The following is a 12420-nucleotide window of genomic DNA, read 5'->3' as shown; positions in this document are numbered from 1 at the left end:
TTTGGGTTTATGAAAGTCCTAAGCCTGATCTAATCGACATGGTTGACGTCAGCTTAAGATGCGGCACCCGCGGTTCGTCTCGTTTCGTTGCGGCACAGCTTGTTGTGGGCAACGGTCTGCCCTGCGACTAACGGAGAATGTACGATCTGCACCGGATTCGTTACTCCTAGACAATTGTCTATTCCGCCTTGGGACAAGGATTGGCGGAAAAGACGTGGAGGACGAGGGGTCTTGGAGGACGTCTCGTCGAGGAAAGGGAGGAGCACTCGTGACGGATAAATCTTCGTCTAACGCTTACTGGTCAGCGAACATTCGCATCATCTACATCTGCCTGGCGATCTGGGGCATCGTATCCTACGGATTCGGCATCCTGCTTCGCCCCGCTCTGTCGGGTATTGCCGTCGGTGGAACCGATCTCGGCTTCTGGTTCGCCCAGCAAGGCTCGATCGTGGTCTTCATCGCTCTGATTTTCGGCTACGCGATTTACATGAACAAGATCGACCGCGAATTCGGCGTCGATGAGCAGTAAGGCGGACCAATAATGGATCAGTATACACTCAATCTGCTGATCGTAGGCGCGTCCTTTGCGCTTTACGTCGGCATCGCCATCTGGGCTCGAGCCGGAACCACGGCCGAGTTTTATGCCGCAAACCGTGGTGTCAACCCGGTCTTGAACGGCATGGCAACCGCGGCCGACTGGATGTCGGCGGCTTCGTTCATCTCCATGGCCGGCCTCATCGCCACCGTCGGCTACGGCAACTCGACCTACCTCATGGGTTGGACCGGCGGCTATGTGCTGCTCGCACTGCTGCTCGCGCCCTACCTGCGCAAGTTTGGCAAGTACACGGTTCCGCAGTTCATCGGTGACCGCTTCTACAGCCAGGGCGCTCGCCTGACGGCTGTCGTCTGCCTGATTGTCATTTCGGTGACCTACGTCATCGGTCAGATGACGGGTGCCGGCGTTGCCTTCTCGCGCTTCCTGGAAGTTGATGTGTCGACGGGTCTGTGGATCGCGTCTGCGGTCGTCTTCGTCTATGCCGTTCTCGGCGGCATGAAGGGCATCACCTACACGCAGGTCGCACAGTACATCGTTCTGATCATCGCCTATACCATCCCGGCGATCTTCATCTCGCTGCAGCTCACCGGCAATCCGATCCCGTGGTTCGGCCTCTTCGGCACGCATACGGAATCCGCGCTTCCGCTCCTGCAGAAGCTCGATCAGGTGGTTACCGACCTCGGCTTCAATGCCTACACCGCTCAAGGCTCCATGCTGAACATGACCCTGTTCACGCTGTCGCTGATGATCGGTACGGCTGGTCTGCCGCACGTCATCATCCGCTTCTTCACTGTTCCGAAGGTGTCTGATGCGCGTTGGTCCGCCGGTTGGGCTCTTGTGTTCATCGCGCTGCTCTATCTGACGGCTCCGGCTGTCGGCGCCATGGCACGCCTGAATATCATCGACACCATCTATCCGGGTGGCACGCAGCAGGAAGCGGTACTCTACGAAGAGCGCCCGGACTGGATGCGTAACTGGGAAGTTACGGGTCTGTTGAAGTTCGAGGACAAGAACGGCGACGGCCGCATGCAGTATTACAATGATGCTGCCGCCGGCTTCACCGACACGGCCACTCAGCGTGGCTGGACGGGCAACGAGCTGACGATCAACAACGACATCCTCGTTCTCGCCAATCCGGAAATCGCACAGCTTCCGGGCTGGGTCATCGCCCTCATTGCTGCCGGTGGTCTCGCAGCCGCTCTGTCGACCGCAGCCGGCCTGCTTCTCGCCATCTCGTCGGCGATCAGCCACGATTTGATCAAGGACTTCCTGAAGCCGGACATTTCGGAAAAGGGAGAACTCATGGCGGCACGTATCGCCATGGCAGGCGCAATCCTGGTCGCAACGCTCCTGGGTCTCAACCCGCCCGGCTTTGCTGCCCAGACCGTTGCACTGGCCTTCGGCCTTGCCGCTGCAACGATCTTCCCGGCTCTGATGATGGGCATCTTCTCGAAGCGCATCAACTCGCTCGGCGCCACGCTCGGCATGATCGTCGGCCTGGTGGTCACCTGCTTGTACCTGTTCACCTATCTGGGCTGGTTCTTCGTCGCAGGGACCAACATGCTCGAAAACGTTCCGGCCAACTACCTGTTCGGCATTCCGCCGACGGCGTTCGGCCCGATCGGTGCGCTGCTCAACTTCGCCACGGCCTACGTCGTGTCGATGATGACGCAAGCTCCGCCGCAGCATGTCCAGGATCTCGTCGAATCCATCCGCGTTCCGCGCGGTGCGGGTCAGGCGACCGGTCACTAATATCAACCTATCGGGAGGGGCGGCACAGTCGCCCCTCCTGTCCCTCAAACAAACAAGGCGCCAGGGCGCCCAATGAGGGCGAGGCACATGGTCCAGTTGCAGTCCGCCGTGCTGGCTTTTCTCGAGACGGTCCATCCCTATGACAGTCTCCCGAAAGATGAGATCGAGCGGGTCTCTACCCGCTTTCAAGAGATTTCCGTTTCAGCTGGTGCAGAAATCTATCACCGCGGAAATCCTCTGCCGGGCATCTACCTGATCATGGACGGTGCGGTCGAAATCATGGATGTCACCAATACGGTGGTCTCCGAACTCGCCCCGCGCAACTCGTTCGGCGAACGTGGCCTTCTGGCCGACGGTTTTGCAGCCACCACGGCCACGGCGCGGAGCGCCTGCACGCTTCTGATCCTGCCGAAAGATGAATTTCATCGACTGATGCAGGAGCAGCCGGTCTTTTCCCGCTTTTTCACGCGCGGCAGATTTGCCGACAGCCGTCGCGGCGACATGACGATCCAGAAGGTCAGCGAGCTCATGTCGCGACCGCCGATCGTCTGTTCGCCGTCCGACACCGTCCGGTCTGCTGCGACACTCATGCGGGAGCGGCATGTCTCCAGTCTCGGTGTCGTCGAGGACGGACGTTTTCAGGGGATCTTGACGACCCGCGACCTGACCGGACGGGTGCTCGCGGAAGGGCTCGATCCCGAGACGACGCCGGTGTCGGCGGTCATGACACCCCATCCCGTCGGTCTGCGTGGCGAGGCGCTTGGCTCGGACATCCTGCATCTGATGCTGGAGCGCCGCGTCGGTCATCTTCCTGTCGTGGAGGGGGACCGGCTGATCGGCATGATCACGCAGACGGATCTCATTCGCTTCCACGCCATCAGTTCGGCCCAGTTGATCAGGGACATCGCGTCTGCCGATCGCGCCGAGGACATGCGCGCGATCACCGCGCGGATCCCGCAACTGCTGGTTCAGCTCGTGGGCAGCAACAATGCGCATGAGGTCGTGACCCGCCTCATCACCGACATCGCCGACAGTGTGACACGCAGATTGATCATGCTCGCCGAGCGCGAGCTGGGCCCACCACCGGTGCCATACGTCTGGCTCGCCTGCGGCAGCCAGGGCCGCCAGGAGCAGAGTGGGGTCAGCGATCAGGACAATTGCATCTTCATCGAGGATGGCGTCGAGCCCGAGGAGATGCCCTGGTACCAGCAACTGGCTGCCAAGGTGAGCAGAGGGCTCGATATCTGCGGCTATTTCTATTGCCCGGGGGACATGATGGCGAGCAATCCGCGCTGGTGCCAACCGGTCTCCGTCTGGCGCAGCTATTTCCGCGACTGGATCTACAAGCCGGACCCGACTGCGCAGATGCTGGCCAGCGTGATGTTCGATCTTCGGCCGATCTGCGGTGCGTCTTCGCTTTACCAGGATCTGCAGGCGGAAACACTGGAAGAGGCGAGCCGCAACTCGATCTTTACCGCCCACATGATCAGCAATTCCCTGAAGCACGCGCCGCCGCTCGGGCTGCTCCGTGGCTTTGCGACCATCCGCAGTGGCGAGCATCGCAACCAGATCGACATGAAGCACAATGGCGTCGTTCCGGTGGTGGATCTGGGACGGGTCTATGCCCTGATGGGGCGGCTCCCTCCCGTCAACACCCGCGCGCGATTGCTGGCGGCGGAGGAGGCGGGGATCATCTCGGGCGCCGGCGCGCGTGATCTGATTGCGGCCTATGACCTCATCGCAGACATGCGGCTGCGAAATCAGTTTCGCCAAGTGCGTGACGGCAAAAAGCCGGATAACTTTCTTGCGCCCTATGATTTCGGCGATTTCGAGCGCTCTCATCTGCGCGACGCCTTCGTTGTCGTCAGGACCATGCAATCGGCGCTCGCCAATGGCGGACGGGCGCCTGTCTAGAGGAATGAAGAATGCTGTTTGAGTTGATTGCCGCAGTGGTTGCCGGCGTTGCCCTGGCCGGATTGGCGATGCTGCTGCGCTGGTTGAGCCGTGGCCGGTTGCCCAAGTGGATCATCCCGGCCATGGCTGGCGTCGGCATGTTGAGCTATTCGATCTGGAGCGAATACAGCTGGTTCGATCGCATGAACATTGCTCTGCCTGGCATTGCGGTTTCGTGGAAGAACGAGCAGACGGCGTTCTGGCGGCCCTGGTCCTATATCGAGCCCGTCACCACACGTTTCACCGCGGTCGATCTGAAAGGTGCCAAGCGGCATCCGGCCCAGCCGGGCCTGGTCATGGTCGACATCCTGCTTGCGGCGCGGTGGCAACCGGTGAAGCCGGTCAAGGTGGTCTATGATTGCCAGAATGCCCGGCGCGCGGATCTCATCGATTCCAGCATGAACATCGCCGACGACGGCAGTCTGGTGGGCGCCGAATGGATCAAGGTCGAGCCGGACGATGCTGCCTTGAAGATTGCATGTTCGAGCGGGTGAGGGAGAGATGACCAGGATCAGCTTGCGCGGACGTATCCTGATGTTCTTCGTGGCCTTGGCTGCGGGGACGGTCGTCGCCCTGGCTTTGGGTCTGTGGTTCGGCTACCACCGCGACGGCAGTCAGGACATGCTCAATGCCTTCATGCAGAGCGCGATCGCGGCCGGCTTTCTGATTCTGGCGCTGGTGACCTGGGTCTGGTTTCTCTTCGACACACATCTTGCACGGCCGATCGACAAGGTCGCCTCCGCAATGCGGGCCCGTGCGCATGCCGACGTCGCGCATGATTTCGAGGCCGAGGATGCGCGGTACCTGGGCGATCTTGCCGCCGCCGCCTCCGCCACGGCAACCACGCTTGCCCAGACCCGCGGCGCGCTGGCAGAGCAGGTTCAGCGGGAAACCACACGCCTGTCTTCCGACAAAAACAAGCTCGAACAGTTGCTGGCCGATGTTCCACCTGCGGTTCTTCTCTGCACGGGCCGGCATCATCTGGTCTTCTACAACGGTGTTGCGCAGCAATTCCTGGCCGGATCCCAGCGGCCGGTCTGCCTCGACCGCAACATCTTCGACTATCTGACCGAAGGGCCGATCCGCGACGCGCATCACCGATTGCTCGAGGGGGCCGTTCCCGATGCTGTGGTCGAATTCATCTGTCTGAGCCCGTGCGGGCGTCGCCGTCTTGCCGGTCGCATGCGGCTCGCCGGTGACAATGGCGGGGACCATGCGGCTTACGTGATGACCCTGCGGGATGTCACCAACGACTTCGAAGCCTATGCAAGGCGCGACGCATTGCTCGGTGACGTCTTCCAGCAGGTTCGCCCGGCCTTGTCGGATCTGCGACGGGCTGCGGAGACAAAAGCGGTGTCAGGTCTCGCGAATGACCCTGTCGTGCAGCAATTGCAGGCTTTGGATGAGATGCTCGCCGAACTCGAAGGGCGCTTCGAGACCTGTCGCTCCGATGGTTGGCCGATGGCCGCGACGGACACACGGGAGCTTGCCGGGCAAGTGAGGAGGGCAGTCGAAGGTCAAGGGCTCATGCTCGACTTCGACGTCGGCGAGTTTGCCGTGCGATGCAACGTGTTCGATATCGTCAACCTGCTGTCTCACCTCGTTTCGCATATCCATGGCGTGACCTCAGCCACACAATTTCGTCTGGTCATATCGGATGCTGGAGGGGCTGCAGATGTCGTCCTTTCCTGGGCCGGTTCGATGATCCCGCCTGAGGCCCTGAATGCCTGGCTCGGCGAGGCTGTCTTCGACGGCGGAATGACATGCGAGACGATCCTGAAGGCGCATGGCAATGTTCTCGTCGTCGATCGTGCCGATGATAGGCCGGCGATCTTGACGCGGTTGCGCTCGGTCGAGCGACTGCGTTCGATCGGAGCAGACCTTTCCCGTCATGTGGTTTACGACTTCGATCTCTTGTCTCGCCTCAACTACGAGAAGATATCGGACGCACAGATTGATGCCCTGACCTATGTCGTCTTCGACACGGAGACCACGGGCCTGCTGCCCGAGCAGGGGGATGAGATGGTGCAGATTGCAGCCGTGCGGATCGTCAACGGCAAGCGCGTCAAGAGCGAGGTTTTCAACCTGTTCGTCAATCCGGGCCGGCCCATTCCGCCGTCATCCTCGGCCATTCACGGGGTGACAGATGCGATGGTCGCCGATGCCGTCAGCGTTCAGGAGGCCGTTCGGCAGTTTCATCGCTTCGCCGAGGGGGCAGTTCTCGTGGCGCATAATGCGCCCTTCGACATGGAATTCCTCTCCCGTCGCGAAAAGGAACTGGGCCTGCGTTTCCTCAACCCGATCCTGGATACCGTGCTTGTGTCGGCGACGGTCTTCGGTCGCGCCGAGACCCATACCCTCGATGCTCTCGCCGAAAGGCTCGGTGTCTGCATCGACGAGGAGGACAGGCACACGGCCCTCGGTGACGCCATTGCCACTGCGGATGTGTTCATCAAGCTGAAGGACATGCTGGCCGGGCGCGGCCTGTCACGCTTCGGTGACGTTCTGGCCAGTCTTCGCAGCCACCAGAGACTGGTCCGGGACCTGAATGATCAGGCCCGGGTTTCCTGAGGCGAAGCATCGACAAGGCTTGCTATCCGGGCTTTCCACATCTCGCACAGCTGCCATCGGCCGGTGACAGGTGGGTGACAGGTTCTGCTGCTAGGCGTATGGTCACATCGTCCCGTGGAGGCGGGACAGATGGGACATGGGAGGAGCGGGCATAGCCTGAAGCGGTTCTATCCGCAGTGAGCAAACCTGCGTTCTCCCCACAGATCAGTTGAAAGCGGCAAGAGCCGCATTGATGGTGGAGGACTATCTTGAAGCACTTTTTCCTGGCATCTATTCTCGCAGGCGCCCTGGCCCTTCCGGCCGTTGCTGCCGATTACACGATCATGGCTCCGGCAGCGCCTGGCGGCGGCTGGGACCAGACGGCCCGCTCGCTTCAGCAAGTCATGCAGTCCGAAGGCATTTCCGGCAATGTTCAGGTCGTGAACGTCCCCGGCGCCGGTGGCACGATCGGTATCGCCCAGTTCGCCAGCCAGCAGAAGGGCAATCCGAACGCCCTGATCGTGGGTGGTTACGTCATGGTCGGCGCGATCCTGACAAACCAGTCTCCGGTCACTCTCGCCGATGTCACGCCGATTGCGCGCCTGACCGGCGAGTACGAAGCCATCGTGGTTCCTGCCAATTCCGAAGTTCAGAACATCGGCCAGCTGGTCGAGATGCTGAAGGACGATCCGGGTTCCGTCTCCTGGGCTGGTGGCTCGGCGGGTGGTACCGACCACATCGGTGCCGGCCTGATTGCCAAGGCTGCCGGTGTTGACCCGACCAAGATCAACTACATCGCCTATTCGGGCGGTGGTGAAGCGCTTGCGGCCATTCTCGGCGGTCAGGTCACGGTCGGCATTTCCAGCTACGGCGAATTCCAGGCCCAGATTGCTGCCGGCACCCTGCGCCTTCTCGCCGTCTCCAGCGCCGAGCGCATTGAAGGCGCCGATGCTCCAACGCTCAAGGAGAGCGGTCTCGATGTCGTGCTGCAGAACTGGCGCATGGTTGCCGCTGCTCCGGGCCTGAGCGACGAGCAGAAGGCTGCGGTCATGGCTGACGTCGAAAAGCTCGCCAAATCGGCTGCCTGGCAGGAAACGCTGAAGACCAAGAACTGGCAGGATACATACCTTGCCGGCCCTGCCTTTGAAGAGCAGCTGGCCAAGGACATTGCTGCCACAGAGACGATCCTCAAAGACATCGGTCTCGTGAAATGAGCATGGAAGAGCGTTCTTCCGAGCATCGCACGCGCCGCCCTGATTGGGCGGCGCTGGCCATCGCGATCGTGATGTTCGCGGTTGCCGGCCTGATCTTCTTCGATGTCGCGCGCCTCCAGGGTGGCAACATCTATTCCGGTCTTGGTCCAGCCACCGTGCCGAAGGGTATCGCCATCGGGTTGATCGTGCTTGGCATATGGACTGTCTTCGCTGCGATGCGCCGTGACTTCCCCGACAGGGAGCATCAGGAGCTTCCGCCCGTCCTGTTCATCGTCGCGGGGCTCGCCGCGCAGATGCTGCTTTTGAAGACTGCCGGGTTTTCGCTCGCCACCGGGGTGCTGTTTGCCATGACGGCCGCCGGATTTGGCAAAAAGAAGTTCTGGATCTCGCTACCTGCGGGCATCGCACTCTCGTTTGTCGTGTGGATCATTTTCGCGCGCTTCCTGCAACTGTCCTTGCCAGCCGGCCCACTTGAACGGCTGTTCTTCTGAGGGGAACCCCGTGAATACGTTTGATTTCCTTCTCCAGGGGCTGGCGATCGCCGCACAGCCGATGAATCTCTTTTATGCGCTGATCGGGGTCACGCTCGGGACCCTTGTCGGCGTCCTGCCGGGCATCGGCCCGGCGCTGACCGTCGCGCTATTGCTGCCCGTGACCTATCAGCTCGATCCTGCGGGTTCGCTGATCATGTTCGCCGGCATTTATTACGGCGGCATGTATGGTGGCTCGACCACGTCTATTCTGCTCAATACGCCCGGCGAGAGCGCCTCCATCGTCACGGCGCTCGAGGGTAACAAGATGGCCCGCGCGGGTCGTGGCGGCCCGGCACTCGCAACGGCGGCTATCGGTTCGTTCGTCGCCGGCTTGCTGGCCACGATCTCGCTTGCCTTCATCGCGCCGTTTGTCGTCAAGTTCGCCTTGTCCTTCGGGCCGCGTGAATATTTCGCGCTGATGGTGCTGGCTTTCGTCACGGTCTCGGCTGCCTTCGGCGATTCCACGCTGCGTGGTCTCACCGCGCTCTTCGTCGGTCTCGCTTTCTCGATTGTCGGCATCGACCAGCTGACGGGTCAGACACGCCTGAGCTTCGGTGTTCCGGATCTTCTCGACGGCCTCGAGGTGACGACACTCGCCGTCGCCATGTTTGCCATCGGAGAGACGCTCTACGTCGCTGCGCAAGGCGATCGGGCTCCGGAAAAGGTCGAAGCCGTCAAGGGTTCGCTGTGGATGGACAAGTCCGACTGGAAGCGCTCCTGGATGCCCTGGCTGCGGGGGTCGGCGATCGGCTTTCCGATCGGTGCCATGCCGGCCGGCGGCGCTGACGTGGCGAGCTTCCTGTCCTATTCCGCGGAGAAGAGCTTTTCCAAACATCCCGAGGAATTCGGCCACGGCGCCATCGAGGGTGTTGCCGGACCGGAGGCGGCCAACAATGCTTCGGCCGCGGGTACGCTCGTTCCGCTGCTGACGCTTGGCCTGCCGACGACGGCGACGGCTGCGATCATGCTTGCAGGCTTCCAGCAATTCGGTCTCCAGCCTGGACCGCTTCTGTTTGCCACCAATCCGCAGCTCGTCTGGGGCCTTATCGCTTCGCTCTTGATCGCAAACTTCATGTTGCTGGTGCTCAATCTGCCTCTGATCGGCCTCTGGGTGCGTCTGTTGACCATTCCGAAGCCTTGGCTCTATGCAGGCATCCTGGTGTTCGCAACGCTCGGGACAATCGGTGCCAATCCGTCCGTGTTCGAGCTCGGGCTGTTGCTCACCTTCGGCGTGCTCGGCTATTTCATGCGTGTCTTCGGCTATCCGATCGCGCCTGTCATCGTCGGCCTGATCCTCGGGCCGATGGCCGAGCAACAGCTCCGCCGTGCGCTGTCGATCAGCCAGGGTGACGCGACCGTCCTTTTCACCTCGCCGATTGCGGGCGTGCTGCTGATACTTGCAGCGGTCGCGCTTTTCCTCCCCCTGATCCTCCGAGCACGGGGCAAGGGCCAGGTCCTGGCGCAAGTCGCCGGCAGCGAGGACTGAGCCTTATCACGCCTGCTGCCGATGCAGGGCCTCGTTCGCAGGGTCTGCATCGGCTGCATGGCTGGCGTGACTTCCCGTGCATTGTATTTCTACCATCGGAGGACCATCTTCTGCTTGCAAACAAAGAAAGCGAGCAAAGAAATGTCTAGCCTCCGCAAGTCCATCCAGCAGGGTTTCCTCGGTCGTGCGATCGCCGTTATCGGCGCTGCAAGTTCCGCAGCGGCCGCTGTCGAGGGACACCGTCGTCCGAAGGATCATCACCTCAAGACGCTCGGCATCAACCCGGCAGATTTTCCGCGTTACTAATCCTCATGGGGATGAACTCTCGGGCGCTCGTCGAGCGCCCTCAGGGACGATCAAACGGGCCGAGAGGCCCGTTTTGCGTTTTGGCGGACGCTTTGACGGGGATGTCATCGTCTCATGTGTTCAGGCGATCGCTCGCTGCCGTCAACGCAATGCTGACACCACCGGGCAACCACTGAAAATCGATGCTGCCGCCCAGTTGGTGGGTCGCGCTCGTGCGTGCGAGTTTACTGCCGAACCCTTCCATTGTGGGCGCGGTAATCTGAGACTGAGATCGTGCGACCATTTCCCGCCATTCCAGATTGAATGACGAGCCATCCATGTGCCATCTCACGTCGAGGCGGCCATCGGCATCTCGGAACGGTCCGTATTTCGCCGCGTTGGTGGCAAGCTCATGGAATATCAGGGCGAAGCTTGTCGATGCATGCGGGCCGAGATGAAGGTCCGGTCCTGCAAGCGATAGCTGAGCAGCCCGGTCGGCAAGATGCGGCGAGAGGATTTCTTCGATCAGCGAGCGGAAAGCGACTGTTTCGCCGCGTTGAGAGCCGGAGATGATGGCGGGCTGGATCAGCTGGTGCGCCTTGGCCAGAGCCTGCAGCCGGCCCTGCAAGGCTTCGGCCATCGCAGCCACGGACGCAGAGGAGCGGGCGGTCATCGTGATCATGCCTGCAGTGATCGCAAACAGGTTCTTCACGCGATGATTGAGCTCGCGCAACAATAGCTGGCGCTCTTCCTCGGCGACCTTGAGATCATGAATGTCGGTGCAGGTCCCATACCACCGGGTGATCTCGCCGTTTCCGTCGCGCACACACTGGGCACGGCCGATCACCCAGCGGTACACGCCGGTGTGATGCAGCAGGCGGTATTCGACGTGATAGGGCTCACCCGTCGCCAGACTGTGTTTCCATCTCTCCCAGGCCTCGGGCCTGTCGTCCGGATGAAAGACCTTCTCCCATTCCACTCCATGGGTTTGACCTGCCGGTACACCGGTATATTCGTACCAACGCTGGTTGAAATAGTCGTGGTAGCCGTCGGGCAATGTCGACCAGATCATCTGGTCGATGGAGTTAACGATCGCTTCGAAACGTTGCTCGCTGTCCCTGAGGGCAGCCATGGCATTGGCCGCCTCGGTGACATCCGTGGCCTGAACGAAGATCCCGACGCGTTCGCCGGAGGTGTCCGTAATCGGCTGGAAGACAAAATCGACATGACGCAGTTGTCGTTCGCCGTCCGGACGCAGGAATTCGACCGGGACAGCCTTGCCCTGGTAGGGCTCTCCGCTTGAATAAACGGCATCGAGAATGTTGATAAAGCCCTGCGATTGCACTTCAGGCAGTGCCTGCGACACGGTCTTCCCGACAAGATCCGTGCGCTGTACGAGCGCCTCGTAGGCTGGATTCACGAGTTTGAAGGTGTGAGATGAGCCCTCGAGAATGGCAATCGCCGCTGGGGCCTGAGCAAAGAGCCGCCCCAGACGGGCGATCTCTTCCTGTGCCTCACGCCTCGCCAACACCGCGGCTGTCGTTTCGTTGCCCTGATTGAAAACGCCGACAACCTCACCAAGCTCGTCGCGGATGGCGGTGAAGCTGTAATTCCAGTAGCTTTCGGTCTGGACCCCCTGGCGTATCATGGGAAGCATCTGATCGTAGGTGGACAAGCCCTCGCCGGTCAGCATCACCTTTTCGAACTGAGGCCCGACCACTTCCCATATGTCCGACCAGACTTCGGCTCCGGGTCTTCCCAGGGCCCATGGGTGGCGCTCTCCAGGGATATGCGACCAACTGTCGTTGTAAAGCAATCGGAGTTCCGGACCCCAATAGATGGCGGTGGGAAAGCTCGAGTTCAGACAAATCGAGAGAGCAGACCGCAGTGCTGCAGGCCACTCCTCCAACGGACCAAGGCCATCGGACCAGTCGCGATTGCGGATCAGCTCCGCCATCGCTCCGCCATTCTTCAGAAAGCCGGGTGTGGCGTTTCGTTGCGGGTCGGTGGACATTCGTTCCTGCTGCGTGAGCTGCGCTTTTCGGCTTTACTCTCGTGAGATAGGGGAAATAAGGATGCAAGTCCATTCCC

Annotated in this window: 10 protein-coding genes; 9 read left to right on the top strand and 1 reads right to left on the bottom strand. The window is 61.0% G+C overall.

Annotated elements, in window-relative coordinates; translation table 11 throughout:
- Positions 1–268 precede the first annotated feature (268 nt).
- The 9 genes from LJE98_RS20240 to LJE98_RS15330 all read left to right on the top strand — a co-directional run bounded on the left by LJE98_RS20240 (position 269) and on the right by LJE98_RS15330 (position 10350).
- Positions 269–529, top strand: a complete 261-nt coding sequence (locus LJE98_RS20240) for a DUF4212 domain-containing protein (protein WP_229576098.1) — start codon at positions 269–271, stop codon at positions 527–529.
- A gap of 12 nt (positions 530–541) precedes the next feature.
- Positions 542–2308, top strand: coding sequence for a sodium:solute symporter family protein (locus tag LJE98_RS15365; RefSeq protein ID WP_229576097.1), 1767 nt, complete (start codon positions 542–544; stop codon positions 2306–2308).
- Between the two features lie 87 nt (positions 2309–2395).
- Complete coding sequence (locus LJE98_RS15360; protein WP_229576096.1) at positions 2396–4222, top strand: DUF294 nucleotidyltransferase-like domain-containing protein; 1827 nt, start codon at positions 2396–2398, stop codon at positions 4220–4222.
- An 11-nt stretch (positions 4223–4233) separates the two neighbouring features.
- Positions 4234–4755 carry a hypothetical protein gene (locus LJE98_RS15355; protein ID WP_229576095.1) on the top strand — a complete coding sequence of 174 codons (522 nt, stop codon included), beginning with the start codon at positions 4234–4236 and terminating at the stop codon, positions 4753–4755.
- A 7-nt stretch (positions 4756–4762) separates the two neighbouring features.
- Positions 4763–6832, top strand: a complete 2070-nt coding sequence (locus LJE98_RS15350) for a 3'-5' exonuclease (RefSeq protein ID WP_229576094.1) — start codon at positions 4763–4765, stop codon at positions 6830–6832.
- A gap of 248 nt (positions 6833–7080) precedes the next feature.
- A complete protein-coding gene (locus LJE98_RS15345) occupies positions 7081–8025 on the top strand; it encodes a Bug family tripartite tricarboxylate transporter substrate binding protein (RefSeq protein WP_229576093.1) in 945 nt (314 codons plus the stop codon).
- Positions 8022–8516 (top strand): tripartite tricarboxylate transporter TctB family protein, encoded by a 495-nt coding sequence (locus tag LJE98_RS15340; protein ID WP_420710160.1) that lies wholly within the window; start codon positions 8022–8024, stop codon positions 8514–8516. Before LJE98_RS15345 ends, LJE98_RS15340 begins: the two co-directional genes overlap by 4 nt.
- A gap of 10 nt (positions 8517–8526) precedes the next feature.
- Complete coding sequence (locus LJE98_RS15335) at positions 8527–10044, top strand: tripartite tricarboxylate transporter permease (RefSeq protein WP_229576091.1); 1518 nt, start codon at positions 8527–8529, stop codon at positions 10042–10044.
- Between the two features lie 141 nt (positions 10045–10185).
- Positions 10186–10350, top strand: coding sequence for a hypothetical protein (locus LJE98_RS15330; protein ID WP_172450246.1), 165 nt, complete (start codon positions 10186–10188; stop codon positions 10348–10350).
- Between the two features lie 112 nt (positions 10351–10462).
- Here LJE98_RS15330 and LJE98_RS15325 read toward each other — a convergent pair whose 3' ends face one another.
- Positions 10463–12343 carry a sensor histidine kinase gene (locus tag LJE98_RS15325; RefSeq protein WP_229576090.1) on the bottom strand — a complete coding sequence of 627 codons (1881 nt, stop codon included), beginning with the start codon at positions 12341–12343 and terminating at the stop codon, positions 10463–10465.
- Between the last annotated feature and the right edge of the window lie 77 nt (positions 12344–12420).

Source organism: Rhizobium sp. 'Codium 1' (assembly GCF_020889605.1).
Classification (GTDB): domain Bacteria; phylum Pseudomonadota; class Alphaproteobacteria; order Rhizobiales; family Rhizobiaceae; genus Allorhizobium; species Allorhizobium algae.
This window is presented reverse-complemented; position numbering and strand designations above follow the sequence as displayed.

Bases quoted from the DNA above. Each gene is read 5' to 3' on its own strand.
- LJE98_RS15360 (WP_229576096.1), top strand. From the start codon at position 2,396: ATGGTCCAGTTGCAGTCCGCCGTGCTGGCTTTTCTCGAGACGGTCCAT.
- LJE98_RS15325 (WP_229576090.1), bottom strand. From the start codon at position 12,343: ATGTCCACCGACCCGCAACGAAACGCCACACCCGGCTTTCTGAAGAAT.
- LJE98_RS15365 (WP_229576097.1), top strand. From the start codon at position 542: ATGGATCAGTATACACTCAATCTGCTGATCGTAGGCGCGTCCTTTGCG.
- LJE98_RS15340 (WP_420710160.1), top strand. From the start codon at position 8,022: ATGAGCATGGAAGAGCGTTCTTCCGAGCATCGCACGCGCCGCCCTGAT.
- LJE98_RS15330 (WP_172450246.1), top strand. From the start codon at position 10,186: ATGTCTAGCCTCCGCAAGTCCATCCAGCAGGGTTTCCTCGGTCGTGCG.
- LJE98_RS15350 (WP_229576094.1), top strand. From the start codon at position 4,763: ATGACCAGGATCAGCTTGCGCGGACGTATCCTGATGTTCTTCGTGGCC.
- LJE98_RS15355 (WP_229576095.1), top strand. From the start codon at position 4,234: ATGCTGTTTGAGTTGATTGCCGCAGTGGTTGCCGGCGTTGCCCTGGCC.